At 71.0% G+C, this 23,203-nt stretch carries 22 protein-coding genes and 2 pseudogenes; 2 read left to right on the forward strand and 22 right to left on the reverse strand.

All coding sequences use genetic code 11. The features are described 5' to 3' along the window. The 20 genes and pseudogenes from IBX62_01595 to IBX62_01690 form a co-directional block, all read right to left on the reverse strand. Positions 1–180 (reverse strand): hypothetical protein (locus tag IBX62_01595; protein MBE0475781.1); only part of this gene is annotated, 180 nt, incomplete at its 3' end. Between the two features lie 45 nt (positions 181–225). Next, positions 226–492 (reverse strand): annotated as a pseudogene (locus tag IBX62_01600) (hypothetical protein). A 516-nt stretch (positions 493–1,008) separates the two neighbouring features. Continuing rightward, positions 1,009–1,494 (reverse strand): annotated as a pseudogene (locus IBX62_01605) (DUF4388 domain-containing protein). Positions 1,495–1,524: 30 nt separating this feature from the next. Continuing rightward, positions 1,525–1,863, reverse strand: a complete 339-nt coding sequence (locus IBX62_01610; protein MBE0475782.1) for a roadblock/LC7 domain-containing protein — start codon at positions 1,861–1,863, stop codon at positions 1,525–1,527. Positions 1,864–2,325: 462 nt separating this feature from the next. Further along, the gene (tadA, locus tag IBX62_01615; protein ID MBE0475783.1) at positions 2,326–3,966 is read right to left on the reverse strand and encodes a Flp pilus assembly complex ATPase component TadA; all 1,641 of its coding nucleotides are present in this window, start codon (positions 3,964–3,966) and stop codon (positions 2,326–2,328) included. Between the two features lie 29 nt (positions 3,967–3,995). After that, entirely contained in the window at positions 3,996–4,892 is an 897-nt protein-coding gene (aroE, locus tag IBX62_01620) for a shikimate dehydrogenase (protein MBE0475784.1), read from the reverse strand. Beyond that, positions 4,882–5,439 (reverse strand): YqeG family HAD IIIA-type phosphatase, encoded by a 558-nt coding sequence (locus IBX62_01625; protein MBE0475785.1) that lies wholly within the window; start codon positions 5,437–5,439, stop codon positions 4,882–4,884. Before IBX62_01625 ends, aroE begins: the two co-directional genes overlap by 11 nt. A gap of 74 nt (positions 5,440–5,513) precedes the next feature. Further along, positions 5,514–6,191, reverse strand: a complete 678-nt coding sequence (locus tag IBX62_01630; protein ID MBE0475786.1) for a hypothetical protein — start codon at positions 6,189–6,191, stop codon at positions 5,514–5,516. Continuing rightward, positions 6,188–6,931, reverse strand: a complete 744-nt coding sequence (locus IBX62_01635; GenBank protein ID MBE0475787.1) for a hypothetical protein — start codon at positions 6,929–6,931, stop codon at positions 6,188–6,190. Before IBX62_01635 ends, IBX62_01630 begins: the two co-directional genes overlap by 4 nt. After that, positions 6,928–7,899 (reverse strand): ABC transporter ATP-binding protein, encoded by a 972-nt coding sequence (locus IBX62_01640; protein ID MBE0475788.1) that lies wholly within the window; start codon positions 7,897–7,899, stop codon positions 6,928–6,930. The genes IBX62_01635 and IBX62_01640 overlap by 4 nt, the downstream gene beginning before the upstream one ends. A gap of 1 nt (position 7,900) precedes the next feature. After that, entirely contained in the window at positions 7,901–8,962 is a 1,062-nt protein-coding gene (gene mltG, locus IBX62_01645; protein ID MBE0475789.1) for an endolytic transglycosylase MltG, read from the reverse strand. Next, complete coding sequence (gene ruvX / locus IBX62_01650) at positions 8,955–9,377, reverse strand: Holliday junction resolvase RuvX (protein MBE0475790.1); 423 nt, start codon at positions 9,375–9,377, stop codon at positions 8,955–8,957. The genes mltG and ruvX overlap by 8 nt, the downstream gene beginning before the upstream one ends. Before the next feature lie 6 nt (positions 9,378–9,383). Beyond that, a complete protein-coding gene (alaS, locus tag IBX62_01655; GenBank protein ID MBE0475791.1) occupies positions 9,384–12,008 on the reverse strand; it encodes an alanine--tRNA ligase in 2,625 nt (874 codons plus the stop codon). Beyond that, positions 12,008–13,303: an AI-2E family transporter gene (locus IBX62_01660; protein ID MBE0475792.1), complete on the reverse strand. Its 1,296-nt coding sequence runs from the start codon at positions 13,301–13,303 to the stop codon at positions 12,008–12,010. Before IBX62_01660 ends, alaS begins: the two co-directional genes overlap by 1 nt. 25 nt (positions 13,304–13,328) lie before the next feature. Further along, positions 13,329–14,111 (reverse strand): SigB/SigF/SigG family RNA polymerase sigma factor, encoded by a 783-nt coding sequence (locus IBX62_01665; protein ID MBE0475793.1) that lies wholly within the window; start codon positions 14,109–14,111, stop codon positions 13,329–13,331. Next, positions 14,104–14,499: an ATP-binding protein gene (locus tag IBX62_01670; GenBank protein ID MBE0475794.1), complete on the reverse strand. Its 396-nt coding sequence runs from the start codon at positions 14,497–14,499 to the stop codon at positions 14,104–14,106. Before IBX62_01670 ends, IBX62_01665 begins: the two co-directional genes overlap by 8 nt. Positions 14,500–14,782: 283 nt before the next feature. Then, positions 14,783–16,129 carry a replication-associated recombination protein A gene (locus IBX62_01675; GenBank protein MBE0475795.1) on the reverse strand — a complete coding sequence of 449 codons (1,347 nt, stop codon included), beginning with the start codon at positions 16,127–16,129 and terminating at the stop codon, positions 14,783–14,785. 40 nt (positions 16,130–16,169) lie between these two features. After that, positions 16,170–16,748, reverse strand: a complete 579-nt coding sequence (locus IBX62_01680; protein ID MBE0475796.1) for a hypothetical protein — start codon at positions 16,746–16,748, stop codon at positions 16,170–16,172. A 305-nt stretch (positions 16,749–17,053) separates the two neighbouring features. Then, the gene (aspS, locus tag IBX62_01685; protein ID MBE0475797.1) at positions 17,054–18,823 is read right to left on the reverse strand and encodes an aspartate--tRNA ligase; all 1,770 of its coding nucleotides are present in this window, start codon (positions 18,821–18,823) and stop codon (positions 17,054–17,056) included. A 3-nt stretch (positions 18,824–18,826) separates the two neighbouring features. Further along, positions 18,827–20,155 carry a histidine--tRNA ligase gene (locus IBX62_01690; GenBank protein ID MBE0475798.1) on the reverse strand — a complete coding sequence of 443 codons (1,329 nt, stop codon included), beginning with the start codon at positions 20,153–20,155 and terminating at the stop codon, positions 18,827–18,829. Positions 20,156–20,463: 308 nt separating this feature from the next. On the opposite strand from IBX62_01690, the gene IBX62_01695 reads away from it, so the two are divergent. Next, positions 20,464–20,940, forward strand: coding sequence for an MEDS domain-containing protein (locus IBX62_01695; protein MBE0475799.1), 477 nt, complete (start codon positions 20,464–20,466; stop codon positions 20,938–20,940). A 42-nt stretch (positions 20,941–20,982) separates the two neighbouring features. Then, the gene (locus IBX62_01700; protein ID MBE0475800.1) at positions 20,983–22,206 is read left to right on the forward strand and encodes a SpoIIE family protein phosphatase; all 1,224 of its coding nucleotides are present in this window, start codon (positions 20,983–20,985) and stop codon (positions 22,204–22,206) included. On the opposite strand, the gene IBX62_01705 is transcribed toward IBX62_01700, so the two are convergent. Together IBX62_01705 and IBX62_01710 are read right to left on the reverse strand one after the other, a co-directional pair. Beyond that, positions 22,203–22,427, reverse strand: a complete 225-nt coding sequence (locus tag IBX62_01705; protein MBE0475801.1) for a hypothetical protein — start codon at positions 22,425–22,427, stop codon at positions 22,203–22,205. The genes IBX62_01700 and IBX62_01705 overlap by 4 nt on opposite strands. A gap of 142 nt (positions 22,428–22,569) precedes the next feature. Continuing rightward, positions 22,570–23,196 (reverse strand): MBL fold metallo-hydrolase, encoded by a 627-nt coding sequence (locus tag IBX62_01710; GenBank protein MBE0475802.1) that lies wholly within the window; start codon positions 23,194–23,196, stop codon positions 22,570–22,572. Positions 23,197–23,203 lie beyond the last annotated feature (7 nt).

Below are 23,203 nucleotides of genomic sequence, written 5' to 3' on the forward strand. Positions count from 1 at the left end.
CGCGGGTTCCGCCAGCTCCGGCTCCGGCGCGGGCGCGGGTTCCGCCAGCTCCGGCGCGCCCTCCGCCGGCAGCTCGCCGAGGCCCAGGGCCATCAGGTCGCGCTCGTAGTCGCCGGTAGGCGCGAAACCGGGCCCCTCAGGCTCGGCCTCCGGCGGCGACTCCGACATCGGTTCGTACACCGCGCCGAAAGGCTTCGGCGCGGGTTCCGGAGAAGGCTCCGGGCCCGGTTCCGGCTCCGGCGCCGGCTCGGGCTCCGGGACCGGCGCCGGCTCGGGCTCGGGTTCGGGCTCGGGCTCCGGTGCGGGCTCGGGCGCCGGCTCGGGCTCGGGCTCCGGCTCGGGCTCCCGCTCCGGCTAGGGCTCGGGCTCGGGTTCCGGCGCCGGGACCGGCACCGGCTCGGGCTCCGGCTCGGGCTCCGGCTCCGGTTCCGGCTCGGGTTCGGGCTCCGGGACCGGCGCCGGCTCGGGCTCCGGCTCCGGCTCGGGCTCCGGTGCGTGCAGTATCCCGAGCATCTCCTCGAAGGCGGCGACGTCTTGTGCGGTCGCCTCCTGGGGGGTGCCCGCGAGGAACTCCGGCTCCTCCCGCGGACCCTCGACCCGCTCCTCGACACCGCGCGCCGGAGCCCCCGGCTCCGCCGCGGCCGCTCCACGTGCCTCGGCCCGCTCCGCGGCCCTGCGCGTCCGGGCGGCGGCGGCCTCCTCCATCTCCCTGCGTAGCGCCTCGTGCCGCGCCTCGCGCTCCGCGCGCTCGGCCCGGAGCCGTTCCACCTCGTCGTCGGCGGCCATCTCCAGCAGGCCCGCCGAGAAGAGACCGTAGATGACGCGCGCCACCTCGAAATCCGTCCGTCCCGTTTGCGACGCGAGTTCGGAGACGCTCCGCGTCCCGTCCACCAGGAGCAGGAGGTTCCACTCGACGGGCTTGAGCGAGATCTCGAACGTCCCCTCGCCGGGAGCGGTCGCCATCTTGTAGACGACGTCCATCGAGGGGACCTTCTTCTTGATCCGCGTCCACTCCTCGAGTCGGCGACTGCCTTCCATGATCACGTTCTCGATCGAGACCGAAAGCCCGATGTCCTCGTCGACCGTCTCGGGGAGCACCTCGAAGTCGAACTCCCCCTCGTCCCAGCGCATCAGGTCGAAGATCGTGTCCTGGATCTGCTCCTGGACGAATGCCTCGAGCACCTTGTCGCTGATGTAGCCCTCGTCCACGAGGATCTGTCCCAGACGCCTGCCGCCCCGAGGTTCCGAGGAGCGGGCCTCCAGTGCGCGCTGCAGCGCCTGGGACGTGATCTTGTTCGCTCTGACGAGTCGCTGCCCGAGCGGCTCGTGCTGCCAGTTGCTCTGCGCGAAGAAGACGTCGCCCTCGCGGAACCACACGCTGCCCTCCGCCTCGTCGACACGGCGGATCCGCAACACGCCGGTCTTCCGGCTGAACGTGACCAGCTGGAAGACGTCAGGGAGGCTGAAGTCCTTGAGGTTCCCTCGTAGCGCCATGGGTGAAGCGGTCTCCTTATCCCCGCAGTCCTAGCCGAGGATCTCGGCGACGGAACGGGCGGCGTTGCGCATGTCGTAGATGATGAGCCCGAGTCTGGACTCGGCGCTCGCCAGCACCGTCAGGACGGCCCTCTCCCCCGCCGACATCAGAAGGACGTAGCCGTCGTCGCCCTCGATGAAGACCTGCGAGAGGCGGCCTCGACCCAGTTCCGTCGCAGCTCGCTCACCCAGCCCGAGGATCGCCGCGGCCATGGCGCCGACCCGGTCCTCCTGCATGGCCGGCGGCAGCGCGGCCGCCATCGTAAAGCCGTCCATGCTCACGAGCGCGGCTGCCTGGACGTCGGGGGAGTCGGCGATCAAGGCGTCCAGCGCATCCGCGAGGCGCTCCTCGCGGCTCCGAGGACGCACCGCGGCCGCGGGACGCTGTGGCACCGGCTCCGCGGGGGCCTGTGAGACCGGGGCGCTCAATGGCGGCGCCGGGCGCGACGCGGGTTGCGGCGGCGCGGGTTGCGGCGGCGCGGGTTGCGGCGGCGCGGGCTTCGGAGCGGCCTGCGGCGAAGCCGGCTGCGGCGCCGGCTTCGGAGCGGCAGCAGCAGCGACCGGGACCACGACCGGCGGGACGATCGTCTCTTCCTCCTCGTCGAGGACCTCGTCGTCCACGTCGCTGATGAAGTAGTCGCCGATGCCGTTGTCTGACATGCGAAAGCACCTCCCACTCCCGGCGCTCGGCCGGGGGCCGGAAGGCGCCGGATTCTTCGAGGGGCGGGTCGGGCTGGACAGCCGTCAACCAGTCTCTCACGAAGCCGGGAAACGGCACAACACGCCCCCGCCCTATACCACGACCCTCAGGATCTCCTCTATCGAGGTGAGTCCCGTCCTCACCTTCTCGAAACCGTCGTCGCGGAGCGTCATCATCCCCTCGGCCACGGCCTGACGCTTGATCTCGTCGGCGGAGGCGTTCTCCACGGCGAGCTTCTCGATGGTCTCGGATATCGTCAGCACCTCGTGCACGCCCATCCGGCCCTTGTATCCGAGCCCGCCGCACTTCTTACAGCCCACGGCCCGGTAGAGCTTCGGCGGCTTGCCCGGCTCGAAGGGGAACGCGGCCCGCTGGAGCGACTCCTCGGGGGGAGTGTAGGCCTCCTTGCATTCGCACAGCCGCCGCGCGAGGCGTTGCGCCAGCACGCAGTTGACCGCGGAGGCGGTCAGGAAGGGCTCGATGCCCATCTCGGTGAGGCGCGTGACGGCCGAGGGAGCGTCGTTGGTATGCAGGGTGGACAGCACGAGGTGACCCGTCAGGGCGGCCTCGATGGCGATCGTGCCCGTCTCCTTGTCGCGGATCTCGCCGATCATCACGGCATCGGGGTCCTGGCGTAGGATCGAGCGGAGCGCCGCGGCGAACGTGAGCCCGGCCTTCTCGTTCACCTGCACCTGTGAGAGGCCCGCGAGGCGGTACTCCACCGGATCCTCGACGGTGATCAGGTTGGTGCGGATGTCGTTGGTCTTGTTTATCGCCGCGTACAGCGTCGTCGACTTGCCCGAGCCGGTCGGCCCGGTGACCAGGATGGCGCCGTAGGGCTTGCTGATCGCCTCCATGAGCCGGGACATCGGCTGCTCGAGGAAGCCGAGGTCCTCCAGCGACATCATGATCGAGTCGCGCCGCAGCAGCCGGATGACGGACATCTCGCCGTGGACGACGGGCAGGACCGCGACGCGGAAGTCGACCGTATGGCCGTCCAGCACCACCCCGAACCGGCCGTCCTGCGGGACGCGCTTCTCGGCGATGTCCATGCCCGAGGAGATCTTGAGCCGGCTGATGAGCTGCCGGTGCAGCCTCTTGGGGCTTCGGAGTATCTCGGTGCACACGCCGTCGATGCGGTACCGGACGCGCAGCTCGTTCTCCTGCGGCTCTATGTAGATGTCCCCCGCACCCTGGCGGATCGCCTCAGTGATGACCAGGTTCATGAGCTTGGCCGCCGGCGCCTCCTCGTCTGAGGCCTCCTCCTCTTCCTCCTCCTCGGGGGCGGCTCCGCCCATGTCCTCCAGACCGCTGACCATGTCGTCGACGTTCTGGTGCATCGAGGTGTACTTCTCTATGGCGTCGACCAGTTCGCTCTCGGCGGCGACCACGGGCTGGACCTCGTAGCCGGTCACGATGCGCAGGTCGTCTATGGCGAAGATGTTCGCCGGGTCGCTCATCGCCACGAAGAGCTCGTCCTCGTCGACGCGCAGGGGCAGGACGTTGTAGCGCTTGGCCAGGTCGGCGGAGAGCACGGAGGCGGCGTTCGGGTCGAGCTCGACGGCTCCCAGATCCACGAAGGCGAGCCCCATCTGCTCGGCCACGGCCTGCGCGATCTGTCTCTCTTGCGCGAAGCCCTTCTCGACGAGCGCAGCGGTGAGGCTGCGCCGGCCGTTCTCGGAGAGCGCGTCCTCCAGCTGCTCGTCGGTGATCAGGCCCGCGGTGACCAGCATCTTGCCGAGCCGCTTGCCGCTCGCCGCGATCACTGCTCGGCCCCACGATCGGAGGAGTCGCCGGCTGCCTCCCGGGCGGCGGCGAGCATGACGTCGCGGGGAGCGGGGGCGGTGGTGTTCTCGCTCCAGATGTCGATCGCGATCGCGCCCTGCCGCACGAGCATCTGCAGCCCGTCGACGGTCGTCGCGCCGGCCGCCTTCGCCGCGGCGAGGAGCGCGGTGGGCTGCCCCCTGTAGACGACGTCGCACACCACGTGCCCGGCATGGAGCCACTCGACGGGCACCGGGCTCGGTTCGTCGGCTCGCATCCCCACCGAGGTGGCGTTGACCACCAGGTCCGCCGTCCGCACCGCCTCCGCCGACGACGGGGCGAGCGGCAGGACCTCGGCCGCGGTGTCCCTCAGGTGAGGCCGCATCCGCTCCACGAGCTCCTCGGCGCGCCGCACCGAGCGGTTGAGCACGGCGATGCTCGCGGCGCGCGCGAGCACGAAGCCCACGAACGCGGCGCCCGCCGCGCCACCCGCCCCGATCAGCGCGATCCTCTTGCCCGCGACCTCCACGCCTGCGTCGGACAGCGCCTCCAGGAGGCCGCGCCCGTCGGTGTTGTAGCCGATCAGACGGCCCTCCGAGACGTGCACGGTGTTCACCGCGCCCGCCATCTGGGCCTGCATCGCCACCTCGTCGCACAGGACCAGGGCCGCCTGCTTGTAGGGCATCGTCACGTTGACGCCCACGAAGGGCAGGACCTTCAGGCATCCGAAGACCCGGATGAGATGGCCCTCCTCGGGAACGGGCAGGGACAGGTAGACCCAGTCGAGCCCGAGGGCCTCGTAGGCGGCGTTGTGCATGGCGGGCGAGAGCGTGTGGCCCAGTGGCCACCCGACCACCCCGGCGAGCTTGGTTCGCGCTCCTATCCTACGGCTCAACGCCCGGACCCTCCTCGGACGGTTCCGCGTGCGGGGGTAGACTCGGCGCCCCCGTCGGTTTCCTATCGGCCAGAAGCCGCTGCTCTATGAGGCGCAGGGCCAGCGTGTGAGGCAGGTCGGTGCTCGACAGCGGCTGCACGAGCACGGTCAGCAGACCCAGCGCGTTGCCCCCGAGGATGTCGGTGAAGAGCTGGTCGCCCACGACCGCGGTCTCTGCGGGACTCGCGTCGAGCAGCGTCATCGCGCGGCGGAACGCGAAGGGCAGCGGCTTGAGCGCCTTCGGGACGATCTCGAACCCGAGCTCGGCGGCGACGGCGCTGACGCGTCCGTGCCAGTTGTTCGAGACCAGGCATACCCGGAAGCCCTCCGCGTCCAGCCGGCGCGCCCACGCGCGCAGCTCGGCGGTCATCGCGTTGCTGTCCCTCGGCAGCAGCGTGTTGTCGAGGTCCACCAGCAGCGCGCGCACGCCGCGCGACTTCAGATCGTCGAGGTCGACGGCGTGGACGTCGGTGTAGTAGAGGTCCGGGATGAACGGTCGCATCGCCACAGTATGCGTCGGCGTCGCTCTCGCCGCCAGTGCCGGCAACCGACGCACGCCGGCCGGCGGCCGACTCCCCGCTCCTAGTGGTCGGGCACGCCGTCGCCGTCGTGGTCGTGGGCCTCGGGAGCCGCGGCTTCGGGGTGCTCCTCGGCGATGCGGTCGAGCTCGGCCTGCAGCCGCTCCGCCCTCTCCTCGAGCCCGGCGTGGCGGTAGATGTCCCGCATCACGGCGTAGCCCTCGTACCGCCACTCCTCGTCGCGCCACGTCCCGATGGCCAGGGCCTCGTCCGCCTGCTCGACGGCGCGGTCGCGCCGCCCCGCGAAGAGCAGGAGCTGCGCATAGTTGGCGCGCATCGTGCCGGAGCGCGGGTTCTCGCGCACGCCGGCTTCCGCGAGCTCCAGTCCCTCCTGGGCCCGTCCCCGCTTCGAGAGGAGGTACCCGGTCACGTAGTAGGCCTCCTCGAACTGCGGGTCCAGCGTGACGACCATCCACGTCGTCGGCAGCAGGTGCGTCTGCTCCGCCAGCGGCCTGTACTCATAGTATTCGTGGAACAGCGGCTCCATCCGGTTCCAGAGGACGGCGGCGGCGAACCGCCGCAGGCCCGTCATGTAGGCCCAACCCGCGCGCCCGACAGCGTCGCCTCCAGCGGATGCGGACGCCGAGAGCACCGCCGCGGGGGTCTGCATGAGCAGCGCGACGGCCAGCAGCGCGGCGACGGCCGCCGGCGCGAAGCGCGCGCGCAGGAGCTCGTCGGTCACAGGTCCCTCCTGTTGAACAGCAGCGCCGCCAGCGCGAGGAGCGCGATGACCCAGGCGGCGAACGCCAGCACCATCGTGACCACGTAGGCCGGCTGCACTCCCGCGCCGTGCGCCACCGGGTCTATGACGTTGAACGCCTCGAGCGAGGGGTACACGAGCGCGAGCGGGGAGCCCTCCGACAACAGCGCCGAGCGGGAGTGTCCCACGAAGAGCAGAGTGAGGGAGCCCGCGGCGGCCGCGACAGCGCCGGTCGCGGCGGAGAGCGCCAGGGCGAACGCCGAGAGCACGCAGACCTCCATCCAGACGCCCAGCGCCCCCTGCCAGAGCCGCCACATCGGATCCCCGTAGACCGCCAGCCCCAACGCCTGCTCGAGGAGGGTGAACGCCCCGATGAGCCCGCCCATCACGACCGCGACCCCCGCCCACGTGCCCACGACGTACTCGGTCCTGGAGGCGGGACGTGCCAGCACCGAGTAGACCACGCGGCGCTCGATCTCGGACGGCACCCTGTTGACCGTCAGGGACAGCGTCACGACGAGCGCGGCGACGAACGTGAGGGCCAACGCCACCTCACGGTACACGGCCGCGTCGACGCCCTCGTTGTAGCTGGGCAGGGACGGGATCGCCACCGCCAGGAGCCCCGCGAACGCCAGCACCACGTACGGCACGCGGCGCCGCAGGGCGTCGGCCACGACGCCCTGGGCGATCGCGGCGACGCGCGCCCACGACGTCCCCCTCATGCCGCCTCCTCCTCCGCCGGCCCCTCGCCCCGGTCCCGCTGCTCCAGCAGGCCGGCGAAGTACTCCTCGAGGCTCGCGCGCTTGGGTGCCACGGCGACCACCCGTCCGCCCGCATCGTCTATCGCATCGATGACGCCACGCACCTGCGAGTCGGGGACCGAGAAGATCCACGTCCCCGACGACAGGGCGACGTCCTCGACGACCCGCCGGATCCCCGGCGGCAACTCCTCTCCAAGCCCATCGGCCCGTATCGAGGTCCTGCCGACGAAGTTCAGGAGGTCGTCGAGCCGGCCCTCGGCAGCGACCGTTCCCGCCTTCAGCACCGTCACGCGGTCGCACACCGCCTCGACCTCCGAGAGCTGGTGCGAGCTGAGCAGGACCGTGACGCCCTCCGAGCGCAGCTCGAGCATCAGGTTCCGGACGTCGCGCTGACCGACCGGGTCGAGCCCCCCGGCCGGCTCGTCGAGCAGCACCACCCGCGGACGGCCGATGAGCGCCTGCGCGAGACCGAGCCTCTGGAGCATCCCGCGCGAGAACCTCGAGAGTTGCTCCCGCCCCTTCCCCTCGAGCCCCACCGTCTCCAGCAGCGTCCCGGTGCGTTCTCGGATCTCCGGCGCCGATAGCCCGCACAGGCGCCCGTGCAGGCGCATCACACCGGCCGCTGTGAGCTGCATCGGGAAGTAGGGCTGCTCGGGCAGGAAGCCCAGCGGAGCCCTCCCCGCGGGCTTCCGCGGGTCCCGCCCGAGCACGGAGAACGTGCCGGAGGTGGGGCGGACCAGCCCGACGAGCATCTTCAGGGTCGTCGTCTTGCCGGCCCCGTTCGGGCCGAGCAGCCCGTGGATCGTGCCGGGCTCGACGTTGAGCGAGACGTCGGCGACGGCCTCCTTGGCGGGGACGCCGATCTGCCCGGGATAGACCTTACGGGCGTGCTCGATGCGCACGGCAGGGACGGCCGGCGTTGGATCCATGCTACCTCCCGAAGACCCGCTTCGACTCTCGTTTCGCGGCGAGGAACTCGTCCCAGGTCCTTGCGAACGTGTGCGATCCGTCCTTGCCGGTGAGCACGTAATAGATGTAGTCCGTGTCGGCAGGCTCGCAGGCCGCCTTTAGGCACTCGAGACCCGGGTTGCCGATGGCTCCCGGCGGCAGGCCGTCGTGACGGTATGTGTTGTACGGGCTGTCCGTCTCAAGGTCGCTGTTGCGCAGGCGGAAGCGGTTGCCGGGCAGGACGTACTCGATGGTGGCGTCGATCTCGAGGCGCATCCCCTTGCGCAGCCGGTTGTAGATGACCGACGAGACCAGCGCCCGCTCCTCGGCGACGCTCGTCTCGCGCTCGATCATCGAAGCCAGCGTCACGACATCGTGCAGGTTCATCCCTCTGCTCTCCGGGACGCGGAGGTCAAGCGACGCGGTCTCCTTGTCGAACTGCTCGAGCAGCATGCCGATCACGTCTTCGGCGCCGGCCCCCTGCGGCACGCGGTACGTCTTGGGGAACAGGTAGCCCTCCAGCGAGCCCTGGTAGGCGTCCGCGAGGTAGGGGTGACCGGCCTCGAACCGGCCGCCGCCGCCTTTGGCCAGCGCCAGGAACTCCGCCGCCGGTATCCCGCAGACCGTCTCGACCCGGGAGGCGACCTGCTCGACGGTGAAGCCCTCGGGCACGGCGAGCGTGACGTGAACGACCGGCGGCCCGGAGCGCAGCCGCTCGATCACAGCGTCGTAGGACATCCCGGTGGTCAGCTCGTACACGCCGGCCCTGAGTCCGGAACCCGCTCCGGCACGCCGGACCTCGAGCCGGAAGCGCACGGCGCTGCGCACGACGCCTCGCTCCGCGAGCAGCTCGCCGATCTCGGCCGCGCCCGCTCCGGACGGGATCTCGACCTGAACCGGCTTGCCCGGCTCGACGCGGTGCTCGGACCGCTCCATGACGTACCACCATCCCACCGCGGCCGCCACCAGCGCGACGACCGCCGCGAGGCCGGCGACGCGCAGCAGTACTCCCGCGGCGCCCATGCGCGCTCTCACCCTAGGCATCCTCGGCGTCCTTCATCGCGTCCAGCCAGCCTTGCAGCACCAGCGCGGCGGCGACCATGTCCACCGAGCCGCGCGCGTCGCGCGCGCCCGCTCCGGCGTCGGCCATCGCCTTGCGCGCCTCGGCCGAGGAGAGCCGCTCGTCGCGATAGCGTACCGGGACGGGGAGCGCGGCGGAGAGCCTCTCCCCCGCTTCGCGGACGCGCCGGGCCTGAGGCCCCTCCTCGCCAGCCAGTGTGAGGGGCAACCCGATCAGCACGAGATCGGCGTCGTAGTCCTCCACGAGTCGCCGCAACGGCCGAGGATCGGCGACGACCGAGGCGTCGAGCACCTTCAGCGGGGTGGCGACGCGGCCCTCGGGGTCGGAGACGGCGACCCCGACCCGGCGCTCACCGATGTCAAGCGCCAGCACGCGCACCCGCGCTCATCCCCCCCCGAGCGCTTCTCGCGCTATGCGGAGCGCCTCCTCGATCCCCGCGGGGTCCTTCCCGCCCGCCTGCGCCATCGCCGGCTTGCCGCCGCCTCCGCCCCCCACCGCCGGCGCCATCGCGCGGATCACCGCACCTGCGTCGAAGCCCGCGCCGACGGCGTCGTCGGACCCGGCGGCCAGCAGCAGCGCGCCGCCGTCGGACTCGGAGGCCAGCACGACCGCTCCTCCGCCGAGCCGGGCTCGGATCTGGTCGGAGAGGTCGCGCAGCTCCCTGGCGCCCGCGGCCGATACTCGGGCCACCACCACGGGGTAACCGGCGTCGAGCGCCCCTGCGGCCAACTCGTCGACCTCGCCGCTGGCCCCGCGGCGCTTCGCCTCCGTCAGCGCCGCTTCGGCCTCCTTGGCCCGGCGCAGGACGGCTTCCACCCGGTCGGCGACCTCCTGCGGCCGGCAACGCAACTCCTCGGCGGCACGGCGGAGCACGTCCTCCTCGGCGCGCATCGCCTCCAGCGCGTCGAAGCTCGTGACGGCCTCGATGCGGCGGGTGTTCGCGCCGATCGAGCTCTCGGAGACGATCTTGAGCAACCCGATCTCGGTCGTGGCGGCGACGTGAGTGCCGCCGCACAGCTCCTTGGAGAAGGAGCCTATCTCCAGCACCCGCACGAACTCCCCGTACTTCTCGCCGAAGAGCGCCGTCACGCCCGCCTCCTTCGCGGAGCGCAGCGAGGTCTCGTACGCGCGCACGGGGTGCGCCTCCATGATCTTGGCGTTCACGAGCCGCTCGACCTTGTCGAGCTGCTCGCGGGTGGGCGCCTCGAAGTGGGTGTAGTCGAAGCGCATCCTCTCCGGGCCCACGTGGGAGCCCGCCTGCCGGACGTGCTCGCCGAGCACCAGGCGCAGCGCCCAATGCAGCAGGTGGGTGGCGGTGTGGTTGCGCCTGATGCGCTCGCGGCGCAGCACGTCGATCCCGGCGTGCACGCGGTCGCCGACCGCCAGCTCGCCTTCGACCGCCTTGCCTACGTGCGCCGTCACCCCTTCCACGGGCAGACGGGCGTCTCCGACCTCGAAGCGCGAGCCCTCGCCGGCGAGGTATCCGCTGTCCCCCACCTGACCGCCCTGCTCGCCGTAGAACGGCGTCACGTCGAGCACGACCTCGGCGGCGGTCCCCGCCCCGATACGCTCGACAGGGCGGCCTTCGGCCACGATGCCTATCACCGTCGCTTCCGCCTCGTCGGCCTCGTACCCGACGAACTGCAGCGGTTCGGGCGCGGCCGCGGCTATGCCGGCGAAGACGCTGCCGAACCCGGTCCAGCCCTCGTCGCGCACGGCCGCCCTGCCGCGCTCGCGCTGCGCCGTCATCTCGGCGTCGAACGCCTCCATGTCGATCTGCAGGCCCGCCTCGGCGACGATCTCGGCGGTGAGCTCGACGGGGAAGCCGTACGTGTCGTGCAGGGCGAACGCCACGCGCCCGTCGAACGTCCAGCTCCCCGCCTCCTTGGCTCGGGCTATCGCGTCCTCCAGGAAGGCCATCCCCTGCCGCAGCGTGGAGCCGAACCGCGTCTCCTCGCTCTCGACGATCCGCGATATCAGCGCGTGCTGCTCCACGATCTCGGGGTACGCGTCGCCCATGAGCTCGACGACCTTGTCCGTCAGCCCGCCGAGGAACTCCTCCTCGACCCCCAGCAGCCGCCCATGGCGCACCGCCCTGCGCAGCAGGCGCCGGAGCACGTAGCCGCGTCCCTCGTTGGCGGGCAGCACCCCGTCGGCGATCAGGAACGTCACGGCGCGGGCGTGATCGGTGATGATGCGCAGCGAGACGTCAGAGCGCTCGCCCGCGCCGTAGGCCGTGCCCGACACGTCCTCGGCCACCCGCATCACCGCCCGCAGGACGTCGGTCTCGAAGTTCGAGGTGACGCCCTGCAGTATGGAGGCGAGCCGCTCCAGGCCCATGCCGGTGTCGATGTTCTTCTTGGGCAGCGGCTCCAGCGTGCCGTCCTCGGTGCGGTCGTACTGCATGAACACGAGGTTCCAGTACTCGAGGAACCGGTCGCAGTCGCAGCCCGGCCCGCACGTGTCCAGCCCGCACCCGACCTCCTCACCCTGATCGTAGTAGAGCTCCGAGCATGGGCCGCAGGGCCCCGTCGGTCCGGCGGACCAGAAGTTGTCCTTGGCTCCCATGCGCACCACGCGCTCGGGAGGCACACCGACCTCCCGGACCCAGACCCCCTCGGCCTCGTCGTCCTCCTCGAAGATCGAGTACCACAGCCGCTCCGGGTCGAGCCCCAGCACGTCCACGCTGTACTCGTAGGCCCAGGCGCACGCCTCGCTCTTGAAGTAGTCGCCGAAGCTGAAGTTGCCGAGCATCTCGAAGAAGCTGTGGTGGCGCCCGGTGGTACCGATGATGTCGATGTCGGTGGTGCGCACGCACTTCTGCACGGTGGCGGCGCGGCCGAAACCCAGCTCGCGCAAGCCGAGGAAGACCGGCTTGAACTGCACCATGCCGGCGGTGGTCAGCAGCAGCGAAGCGTCGTCGGGCACGAGCGAGGAGCTCGGCAGCCGCCGCGCGCCCTTGCCCTCGAAGAAGCTCAGGAAGCTCTCACGGATGCGGGAGGAATCCACTACTCGCTCTCCTCGTCGGCGCTCGGCCCGTCCCGGCGGGTCTCGCTGTCGGCCTCCGCGCCGTGGATCGCGGGTCCGGCGTCGGGCCCGCCCCGAGACCCGGCGGACTCACCCTCGGGGCCGTCGACGGGGGGCGCCTCACCCCGCTCGCCGGCGCGGGACCTCCTGCCCTGACCGAAGATGGCGCCCCGTTCCGTGATGAGGGTCTCGCTCGTGTGCTTCTCGAAGTAGTAGACGAACAGCCCCTTGGCCACAGCCGCGACCGGGATGGCCAGCAGCAGGCCCACGAAGCCGAAGAGCGTCCCACCGACGAGCAAGGAGAATATCACGAGGACCGGATGGAGGTCGACCTGCTCGGACATTATGCGCGGGGCCAGGAAGGTGCTCTCCAGCTGCTGAACGACGAACACCACCACGACAGCCCAGAACAGCAGCCACGGCGACGCTCCCGCGGCGATCGCGAACCCGGACGAGATGGCGGCCAGCACGCCTCCGACGATCGGGCCGAAGTACGGGATGATGTTGAACACGCCGGCGACGATGCCTATCACGAGCGCGTACGGCACGCCGACGATCCACAGGCCGAGCGTGGTCAGCACCCCGACGATCGACGCGATGATGAGCTGCCCGCGGAGGTACCCGCCCAGGACGGTGATGACCCGGACGTACACCGTCTGTGCCTCGACTCGCCGCCGCTTCCCGAAGAGGTTGAGCAGCTCCTCGCGCATCGAGGGCAGGTCCCGCAGCAGGAAGAAGCCGACGACCAGGGCGAGCACGAGGTTGAACAGGAAGCCGACGGTCCCGCTGCCTGCGGCCAGCAGGAAGTTCGCCAGCGACGAGGACCACGCCACGAGCTGGTTCCCCACGGTACGGGTCGCGTTCTCCACGAACGGCTCGACCCAGTCGGGCATCGCGAGCGCCTGGTACCTGTCGAACAGCCCGCTCACGAACTCCTGGAGGGCGGTGTAGTAGGACGGCGCCTCGGCGGCGAACTGGCTGAGCTGGGAGACCAGCGGCGGGAAGATCAGCGCGCCGAAGAGCGCCAGCACCGTGGCGCCGAGCAGGTAGCACACGGCCACCGCGACGACGCGGGGCATCCCCGACGCCTGCAGCCGGTTGACCGGAGCGCGCAGCACGAGCACGAACACGAACGCGATGACGAAGGGCGTGAGCGCGCCGGAGATGCGCCAGACGAGCCAGAAGGCGGCGGACAGGATGAGACCGAGCCCGATGAGGGCCCACGTCGCGACCAACAGCCCGCGCCAACGGTCCTCGGCCGTCACCGGGAGCGCCATCGAAGCTCCTTCCGCCCTCGTCGCCTCACGCCTCGTGCACGATGTTCTCTCGCAGCACCCGCAGCGTCCGGCGCAGAAGCCGTGAGACCTGCATCTGGGAGATGTCGAGCTGCTTCGCTATCTCGGTCTGGGTGAGGCCTTGGAAGAAACGCAGGTAGAGCACGCGCTGCTCCTGCGCGGTGAGGTCCTTGAGCGCTGCTGCGAGCGTCGTGCGGTCGTCCACCACCGCCATCAGGTGGTCGTCCTTGCCGATGTACTCCAGGATGCTGAACGAGTCGGCGCCGTCGGTGTTGCGGTCGCCCTCCAGCGAGACGAAATTGTACGCCTCGGACGTCTCGAGCGCCTCCAGGACCTCCTCGGAGCTGACCTCCAGATGCTCGGCGATCTCCTCGATCGTCGGGGAGCGCTGCTCACGCTGTGTGAGCTGGTCCATCGCCTGGTTCACGCGGAAGGACAGCTCCTGCAGCCGCCGCGGCACCTTGATCGCCCAGCCCTTGTCGCGGAAGTATCGCTTCAGCTCGCCGATGATCGTCGGCGTCGCGTACGTAGTGAACTCGACCTCGCGGTCGATGTCGAACCGGTCGATCGCCTTGATGAGCCCGATCGTGCCGACCTGCACCAGGTCCTCGATCGGCTCCCCGCGGTTGCGGAAGCGGCTGGCGAGGTACTTCACGAGGTTGAGGTACATCGTGATCAGCTCGTCGCGTGCGTCCTCGTCGCCATGCAGCCGGTACCGTCTGAACAGCTCCTTGGTATGCGCCTTGTCCCAGGAGAGCTTCCTGGACTGCTGACGGGCGCGTCTAGCCACGTGACCCCTCCGTCCGGCCCGCTCGCTTCACCACCCGAACGTAGCTGCCCACCTCCTCCGCCAGCATCTCGAACTCGTCGGCCACCGACTCGAGGATGAACGAGGCGTAGCGGGACCCCTCGCGGTCGTCGCCGTCTCCGGCGCCGGCCGGGATCGGGCCGACGAGCATCTCGAGCGCGTCCGATCCCATCTCGAACGCTATGTCGACCGGGACCCCGGCCGAGGCGCGGTCGCAGGCGTACACGAAGGCCTCCTCGGCGGCGATGCGCATGTCGTCCACCTCGTCGAAGGTCATGCCGATCCTGCTCCCCAGGGCGGCGGCGGTCATGCGCACGGTCTTGGCGAACTCCCCCTTCGGGGGCACTGACAACACGACTCGATCCGACATCCGATCCCTCCACCATCGCGCACGGACGTGTGCAGGACATGATTCTACATGCTGTGGGAAGGGCTCGCGCCTCGTGCGTCCCGCCGGCCGATGAGGGATCCTGTCCTCCCCGCGGAGGCCGCACGGCGGGCGACGGGGCGGCTCCCGGCCGCGAGGCGCTCCTCCACGGACGCGCCGGCGCCGTCCGGCGCCGTCCCGTAGGTACCCAAGCGGCTCGACCGGCATAACGCCCGGCAGCCCCGGACGGGACGGTCGGAAGAGCTCGGGGCCGGCCCCGAGCGGCTCAGACCCCGCCGTCGTCGACGCGCCCGCCGCCAGGCGGAGCCGGCCGGCTCCCGCCGCCGGGCTCCTCGGCCCGCCGGGCCTCCCAGCCGCGTTCGCCGGACCGCCAGAAGCGCCGCCCCACGAGCCCGTCGGGCAGGTACTGCTGCTCGACGCGGGCATCCGGACAGTCGTGCGGGTAACGGTACGCGGGGTACCGGTCCGCTCCCGGGCGGTGACGGTCGCGCAGGTGGTCCGGCACGGGCCTCGCGGGCCCCTCCCGCACCTCGGCGAGCGCCGAGTCTATCGCCACGATGGCCGCGTTGCTCTTGGGCGCCAGCGCGAGGTAGGCGGCGGCTTGAGCCAGGTTGATACGCGCCTCGGGCCAGCCGATGAACTCGGCCGCCTTCACCGCCGCATGGGCCACCAGCACCGCCCGCGGGTCCGCGTTGCCCACGTCCTCGGCGGCGAAGATCAGCATCCGGCGGGCGATGAACTTGGGGTCCTCGCCCCCGTGCACCATACGGGCGAGCCAGTACACCGCCGCGTCGGGGTCGCTCCCGCGCATCGACTTGATGAAGGCGGAGACGACGTCGTAGTGGACGTCCCCGGTCTTGTCGTACGTGAGCGTACGGGTCGCGGTGGCCTCGGCCACCTCCTCGATCCCGACCTCCCGCGCGCCGTCCGCTCCCGCCGGGGCGATCGCCCCGGCGAGCTCCAGCGAGGTGAGCGCGATGCGGGCGTCCCCTCCCGCGGTCACGACCAGCCGTTCCACGGCCTCCGGCGTCGCGCGGACCGTCCCCGCGAGCCCCCGCTCGTCGGTGAGCGCGCGCAGCACGATCGCGCGCACCTCGTCGTCGGACAAGGCGCGCAACTCGACGATCCGGGAGCGGCTGATCAGGGGGGAGTTCACCTCGAAGAACGGGTTCTCGGTGGTGGCGCCGACGAGCACGACGATGCCGTCCTCCACGGCATGCAGCAGCGCGTCTTGCTGGGAACGCGAGAAGCGGTGGATCTCGTCGATGAACAGGATCGTCCGCTGACCCGTCATCCCCAGCCGCTCGCGGGCCTCATCTATCGCGCGGCGCACGTCGGCCACGCCGGAGGAGACCGCGGTCAGTTCCGTGAAGCTCGCCCGGGTGGTCGCGGCGATGACCCGAGCGAGGCTCGTCTTGCCCGACCCGGGAGGTCCGTACAGGATGAGCGAGGTCAGGGTGTCGGACTCGATGGCGCTGCGGAGCCAGGTGCCGGGCCCCAGCACGTCGTCCTGCCCCACGAACTCGGCGAGCGAGGCGGGGCGCATGCGCACGGCCAGCGGCGCGTTGCGCCGCGCTGCTTCGTCCACTGCATCCGAGAAGAGGTCGTCCATGCCCGGGAGTTTACCCGAGGGACGCGGACGTACGAGCGGGTTACTGGGTGGCGCGCAGCACCTCGCGCTCGATCACGCCGCGGTCCACGAAGCCGCGGTACCGCCAGGTGATGAGCCCCTGCCCGTCCACGACCACGATGTAGGGCGTGAAGCTGACCTCGACCGCGCGAGCCAGTGCGACCGCTTGAGCGTCCGTGTCGTCGTGCTTACCGTCGTCGAGGTCCTGCCCGACGTCGAAGGAGAGCTTGTCGATCGTGCCCCGGTACGACTTCATCACGGCGTCGATCTCGACCCGCTGATCGTCCGTGGTCTTCTGCGCCTTGTCGAAGAAGAACAGCAGCATCGGCTGCTCGGCCTCCAGCCTCTCCGTCACGGCTTCGGGCACATCGGTGGCGATCATGGAACGGCCGTCGCCGGAGGGGAAGCGGGAGAAGAGCACGGCCTCCAGAGGCGTCCTGTCGATGAGGGCCTCCCCGGCCGGCGCGGAGGGAGGAGGAGCCGGAGCCGCCTGGTTCCCCGGTTCGGGCTGTTGAGCTTGCTCGGCGTCCCCGCCACCGCCACAGCCGGCGAGAGAGGCGGCGAACACTACCACGACGAGTGCTACGACGAGTCTGCGCATGGCTGCATCCTTAGCTACGTCTGCGTCTGAACCCCGCCTTGACGTGCTCCGGCCCGGGTGAACCTGCCCTCAGCAGGTGGGTGCCCGCACGCCGGTTTCTCGCTTCCCCCCAGAGGGGGGATTCCGTTCCGCCGGGCGATGTAGGGCTCCCGTTCACATCGCGTTGGTTCTACCGCGCATGGCCGAAGGCACGTGCAAGGCGAAGCTCATCCGCAAGTCTACCTTCTCCCCGTGAGGAGCGACAACCGGGACGGCACGCCGCCGAGCGCCTGCCGGCCCGGGCGCCGTCGCCGCGGGACACCCCATCAATCGACGCGGATGTGCGCTTCCTTTAGCTGCCGTCTCGAGACCGAGTCGGGCGCGCCGGTCATCGGGTCCGCTCCCGAGGAGGTCTTGGGGAAGGCGATGACGTCGCGGATCGAACGTGCGCCCGCCAGCAGCATCACCAGCCGGTCGAAACCGAGGGCGATCCCCCCGTGGGGCGGCGCGCCCGCCGAGAGCGCCTCGAGCAGGAAGCCGAACTTGTCCTCGGCCTCCTCGGGATCCAGGCCGAGGACCGACAGCACGCGGCGCTGCAGCTCCGGATCGTGGATGCGAATCGTGCCCCCACCGATCTCCACCCCGTCGATGACGAGGTCGTAGCTGTGCGAGAGCACGTCGCCGGGGCTCTCCTCGAGCCTGTCCAGGTGGGACTCGAACGGCATCGTGAACGGATGGTGGCTGGCGTCCCAGCGCTCCTCCTCGGAGTCCCAGACGAACATCGGGAAGTCGACGACCCACAGCGCGTGGAAGCCCGTCCCGCGCAGGCCGAGCTCGTCGGCGACGTGCAGCCGGAGCACGCCGAGGACCTCGTTGGCCGTGTCGTGCGCGCCGGCGACCATCAGGAGCAGGTCGCCGGCGCCGGCGCCGGCCTTCTCACGCAACGCCGCCATCTCGTCGTCGGTGAGGAACTTGGCGATGGGCGACCTCACCTCTCCCCCGCTGGTCAGCGCCACCCACGCGAGCCCGGCGGCGCCGGCCTCGACGGCCAGCGTGTTGAGCGCGTCGATGCGCGAGCGCGGCCAGTCCCCGGCCCCCGGTGCCACGATCGCCTTCACGCGGCCACCCGCGTCCAGCGCGCTCCGGAAGACCTTGAACCCGGTGGAGCCGAAGACCTGCGTGACGCACGCGAGCTCCACATCGAAGCTGGTGTCTGGCCGGTCGGAGCCGTACCGGTCCATCGCCTCGGCGTGCGTGAGCCGCGGAAGCGGCATCGGCACGGCCGCGCCGGCCTCGGCGAGCACCTCGTGCAGCACGTCCTCGGTCAGCGCGATCACGTCGTCCGCCGTCACGAAGGACATCTCGAGGTCGACCTGCGTGAACTCGGGCTGCCGGTCCGCGCGCAGGTCCTCGTCCCGGAAGCAGCGCGCGATCTGGTAGTAGCGCTCCATCCCGCCGACCATCAGCACCTGTTTGAACAGCTGCGGCGACTGCGGAAGGGCGTAGAACCGGCCGGGGCTGAGGCGGGAGGGCACGATGAAGTCGCGCGCGCCCTCCGGCGTGGACTTGCCGAGCATCGGCGTCTCGACCTCCACGAAGCCGCGCCGCTCCAACTCCTTGCGGAACCGCTGGGCGACGCGGTCGCGCAGCAGCAGCGCGCTCGCGACCTCGGGGCGGCGCATGTCGACGTACCGGTATCGCAGGCGCGTCGTCTCGTCCGTATCGATGCCGGCCTCGACCTCGAACGGAGGCGTCTCGGCCGTGTTGAGCACGCGCGCCGAGGAGACGAGCACCTCCACCTCGCCGGTGGGCATACCCGGGTTCTCCGTGCCCTCGGGCCGGCGCCTGACCGTGCCCGTGAGCTCGACGACCCACTCGGGCCGCACGCGCTCGGCGGTGACGAACGCCTGGCCCGAGTCGACCGGATCGAAGACGCACTGGACGACGCCCGTTCGGTCCCGCAGGTCGACGAAGACCAGCCCTCCGTGGTCGCGACGGCGGTGCACCCAACCCGCGAGCACCACCCTCTCGCCCACGTGCTCGGGGCGCATCGGCCCCGCCAGGTGGCTGCGCGTCGAATACCGTGCGTCCAGCATCCGCTACCGCTCCCCTTCCGGCATGAGCTGCCTCATCAGTGCGAAGAACCGCGGGACACCCTCGGTCGCGGTCTCCTCGGCGGTCTCGGCCGCGCGGAGGTCCTCCATGCGCACCCTGCGCTCGGCGCGCGTCGCCATGTCCCTCACCGTGACCTCTCCCGCGGCGAGCTCCTCGGGCGCCACCACGACGACGTATCGCGCCCCCAACCGGTCGGCTTGCTTGAACTGCGCCTTCAGGCTCCTGCCCTGGTGGTCGGCCTCCGCCGCGACCCCCGCCTCGCGCAGCCGCATGGCCAGCAGGAACGCCTCTCGACGGGAGTCGGGGTGCGCCGCCACGTACGCCTCCGCGCGCGGCGGGGCCGGGACCTCCACGCCGGCGGCCTGAAGGGCCAGCGCGGTGCGCTCGAACCCCAGCGCGAAACCGAGCCCGGGAGTGGGCGGCCCGCCGTACTCCTCCATGAGGCGGTCGTAGCGCCCTCCGCCGCCGATGGCGTTCTGGGCGCCCAACCCCTCGGCCTGTATCTCGAAGACGGTGCGCGTGTAGTAGTCGAGCCCGCGCACGAGCGTCGGGTCCTCCGCGTACGGTATCGCGAGGGCCTCCAGGTGCGCCTTGACGACCTCCATGTGCTCCCGGCACTCGGGGCACAGCTCGTCGCGCAGTCGAGGAGCCGCCGCCATCGCCTCCCGGCACCCGGGGTTCTTGCAGTCGAACGCCCGCAACGGGTTGGCTTCGGCCCTGCGGAGGCACTCCTCGCACAGCTCCTCGGCGTGCGCCCGGATGAACCCGGCGACGCGGTCCCTGTAGACCGGCCGGCAGATCGCGTCCCCCATCGAGTTCACCAGCAACCGCATTCGCCCCGCGGGCAGCCCGAGCATCTCGAAGTAGCGCCACAGCAGCGCTATGACCTCGGCGTCAGCGGTCGCCTCGGCCATCCCGAGGGCCTCGACGCCGATCTGCCAGAACTGGCGCATGCGGCCCTTCTGAGGGCGCTCGTAGCGGAACATCGGGCCGATGTAGTAGAGCTTGGCCCCGGCGCCACGCGGCACGAGGTCGTGCTCGAGCGCGGCTCGGACGACCGGCGCGGTCCCCTCCGGGCGCAGGGTGATGCTGCGGCCGCCCTTGTCCGTGAAGGTGTACATCTCCTTGGCCACGATGTCGGTCCCCTCGCCGATGCCGCGCACGAACACGTCGGTGTGCTCGAACAGCGGCGTGTAGACCGGCTCGTAGCCGTAGCGGGCGAACATACGCTGCGCCGTGCCCACCATGTGCTCCCACACGCGCGCCTCGCGCGGGAGCAGGTCGGCCGTGCCCTTGGGTGCGCGGTACTCCATCTCCGGGTGCCTTCCGGGCTCTACGTTCGGAACGGGTCGGACCGGCCGGGCGGTGAGCGCCGGGGCGGCCGGTGCGGCGGCCACCCGATTATGAGGCAAGGCCGGGCGGGGGACCAGGACCGAGCCGCCGGCTCGCCCGGGTTCCCGGATCCGGCCGGAAGGCGGATCCCGCGTGCTCGAAGGGCGCGAACGAGCGTATACTTGGCACTCCCGAGGCAGCGACAGCCGCGGCTCGGGCGCCACCGGGACTTCGGCACGGCCGGTGTGAGCGCGCGAGCAGCCGGATCGAGAGATGGGAGACGGCGCCGATGTCTTCGAACCTCCGCACCAGCGGTCTCCCTCCGCTGGACGACATCCCGTGGGGAACGCACCTGTGCTCGTTCTACGAGACGCCGGCGGACCTGAAGGACCTCCTCGTCCCCTACTTCGTGGCCGGCCTGGAGGCGAACGAGCGCTGCGTGTGGGTGACGTCCCCCCCGCTCACGTTGGACGACGCGGCCGAGGCCATGCGCGAGCGCGTCGAGGGATTCGATCGGATGGTGGCCGAGGGGCGCATCACCATCATCCCTCACGACGAGTGGTACCTCGAGAGCGGCAGCTTCGACATGCACAGGGTCTTCGCCTCCTGGGCCGCCGAGGTGGAGGCAGCGGTGCGGGCGGGATTCGACGGGGCGCGCGTGACGGGCAACACGGCCTGGCTCGATCGCGAGCACTGGGACGCCTTCGCGGAGTACGAGCGGGCCATCGACGGCGCCGTGGAGGATCTCCCGATCCTGGTCCTTTGAACGTACTCCGTCGACAGATGCGGGGCATCTGAGATCATCGAAGTGGTCGGGTGCCACGAGTCCTCCCTCATCAGGCAGGGTGGGACGTGGACCCTCATAGAGAGCGCCGAGGTGACGCGCGCCAGGACCGCCCTCGCCGCCGAGTCACGCTTCACCTCGGCCCTGCTGGACGCGACGAGCGCGTTCGTCGTGACGATCGACCCCGAGGGGCGGGTCGTCAGGTGCAACCGCACCTGCGAGGACATCGCTGGGCGCCCTCGGAACGAGATCGAGGGACGTTACCTGTGGGAGTCCTTCGGCGTCTCTCGCTCGGAAGTCCTGGAGAGGCTGGCGCGGGTGTGGGAGGCCGGCGACACCGTCGCGTTCGACGCGAAGCTCCCCTGCCACGACGGCCGCGAACTCATCGTGGCATGGTCGGTCGTCGCCGTCACGAACGGCCACGGAGGCGGCAGGTACATCGTGGCGACCGGTCAGGACGTGACCTCGGAGAGACGGGCCCACGAGAGGCTGCAGGACGCGTACGAGGCGGAGCATCGGATCGCGTGCACGCTCCAGGAGAGCCTCTTGCGGCCCGTGCCCGTCGTCGAGAAGCTCGACATCGGCGTCGTGTACCGGACCGCATTCGAGACCGCGCAGGTGGGCGGCGACTTCTACGACGTGTTCGAGCTGACCGAGGACGACGTAGTCTTCATGGTCGGGGACGTCAGCGGCAAGGGCGTCGACGCGGCGGGGTTCACCGAGACGGTGCGGAGCACGCTGAGGACGCTCGTGCACGTCGGCCTCGGACCTGCCGAGGCGCTCAGCAGAGGTGCCCGGATCCTGCTCCAGGAGGGGCTCGGAGACCAGTTCGCGACCGTCGGCATCGGCACCCTGGATGCCGCGACCGGCGTCGTGAGGTACTCGAGCGCCGGCCATCCCGCGCCTGCGATCGCAGCGATGTCGGCCAGCACGCTGATCGACGTCCCGACCGGTCCGCCCCTCGGCACGTATCCGTACACGTACGAAGAGACCGTGTTCGGCCTCGGTGCGGGCGAATGCCTCGTGCTGTACACGGACGGGGTCACCGAGGCGCGACACGGCTCCGACCTCCTCGGCGCGGAGGGTCTGCTGGACCACCTGTCCCGAGCCCCCGCGGACCCGACTGCGCTCGCCGACGGGCTCCTCGAAGCGGCGGAGCGGCACGCCAGGGGTCGGTTGAGCGACGACGTCGCGATCGTCGCTCTCTCCCTGAAGCGCGAGGCGGCGTCCGAGCGGACGACGGCCTAGCCTAGGACGCGCGCAGCGGCGAGCAGGAGCGCGCCGAGCGCGAGACATCCGGCCGAGGATACCTCCACCATCCGCCGCGAGCGCCGTTCGTCGGTCATGTGCGAGAACGGGAACGGCAGGCGAGCGTCCAGCCGGGCGAGCGGCTCGGCGAAGAGCAGCGCGATCGTCCCCGCTAAGGCGAGGACGAATCCCGCGTCGGCCGGCGTCAGGGCGCTGTGCACGATGGGCCTCCCCCGACGGAAGCGTTCCCCGTGGTCCCGGATGCCGCGGCTGCACGCGAGAAGCGTGCCGGATGCGGCTTCTCCAGATCGTGAGGCGACGAGCGGCGGCATCCGAACGGCGAGCGGACGCCGGGGACCGCGTTCAGGCGCGCGGGAAGAACGGGTTGACGAGGCGCTCGCGGCCGATGGTGGTGTCCGGACCGTGCCCGGGGTGCACGACGGTCTCGTCGGGCAGCGGCGCCAGCCGCTCGGTGATGGAGCGCGCCAGTGCCCGGCTGTCGCCGCGCGGGAAGTCGGTGCGCCCGACGGAGCCGGCGAAGAGCGTGTCGCCGGAGAACAGACGGCTCTCACCCTGGGCCAGCAGGCAGATGCCTCCGCTCGTGTGCCCCGGTGTGTGCAGCACGCGCAGCAGCAGCTTGCCGGCCTCGATCGCGTCGCCGTCGTCCAGCAGGCGCTGCGGCGCGGGCGCCGTGTGCGCGAACCCGAACAGCAGCGCGCCGGTTCCGCCCGCGTCGGTGACGTACGGAGCGTCCTCGGCGTGTATCGCGAGTGGCGCCCCGGTGGAGGAGCAGACGGCCTCGGCGGCGCCGAGGTGGTCGAAGTGGCTGTGCGTGAGCACGACGACCGCCACGGGCCGGCCGTCTATGGCCTCGAGCAGGTCCGGCGCCCCGCCGGCCGGGTCGATCACCACGAGCGGGCCGCCGGCCCCGTCGCCGACGAGGAAGCAGTTCGTCCCCAGCTCGCCCAGCACGAGCCGCTCGACGCTCACGCCCGGG

Source organism: Coriobacteriia bacterium (assembly GCA_014859305.1).
Taxonomy (GTDB): domain Bacteria; phylum Actinomycetota; class Coriobacteriia; order Anaerosomatales; family Kmv31; genus Kmv31.

What these genes read in the sequence shown, in the direction of transcription:
- tadA (MBE0475783.1), bottom strand. Translation starts at nt 3,966, where the DNA reads ATGCTGGTCACCGCGGGCCTGATCACCGACGAGCAGCTGGAGGACGCG.
- IBX62_01635 (MBE0475787.1), bottom strand. Translation starts at nt 6,931, where the DNA reads ATGAGGGGGACGTCGTGGGCGCGCGTCGCCGCGATCGCCCAGGGCGTC.
- IBX62_01640 (MBE0475788.1), bottom strand. Translation starts at nt 7,899, where the DNA reads ATGGATCCAACGCCGGCCGTCCCTGCCGTGCGCATCGAGCACGCCCGT.
- mltG (MBE0475789.1), bottom strand. Translation starts at nt 8,962, where the DNA reads ATGCCTAGGGTGAGAGCGCGCATGGGCGCCGCGGGAGTACTGCTGCGC.
- IBX62_01660 (MBE0475792.1), bottom strand. Translation starts at nt 13,303, where the DNA reads ATGGCGCTCCCGGTGACGGCCGAGGACCGTTGGCGCGGGCTGTTGGTC.
- IBX62_01670 (MBE0475794.1), bottom strand. Translation starts at nt 14,499, where the DNA reads ATGTCGGATCGAGTCGTGTTGTCAGTGCCCCCGAAGGGGGAGTTCGCC.
- IBX62_01675 (MBE0475795.1), bottom strand. Translation starts at nt 16,129, where the DNA reads ATGGACGACCTCTTCTCGGATGCAGTGGACGAAGCAGCGCGGCGCAAC.
- IBX62_01680 (MBE0475796.1), bottom strand. Translation starts at nt 16,748, where the DNA reads ATGCGCAGACTCGTCGTAGCACTCGTCGTGGTAGTGTTCGCCGCCTCT.
- aspS (MBE0475797.1), bottom strand. Translation starts at nt 18,823, where the DNA reads ATGCTGGACGCACGGTATTCGACGCGCAGCCACCTGGCGGGGCCGATG.
- IBX62_01690 (MBE0475798.1), bottom strand. Translation starts at nt 20,155, where the DNA reads ATGGAGTACCGCGCACCCAAGGGCACGGCCGACCTGCTCCCGCGCGAG.
- IBX62_01695 (MBE0475799.1), top strand. Translation starts at nt 20,464, where the DNA reads ATGTCTTCGAACCTCCGCACCAGCGGTCTCCCTCCGCTGGACGACATC.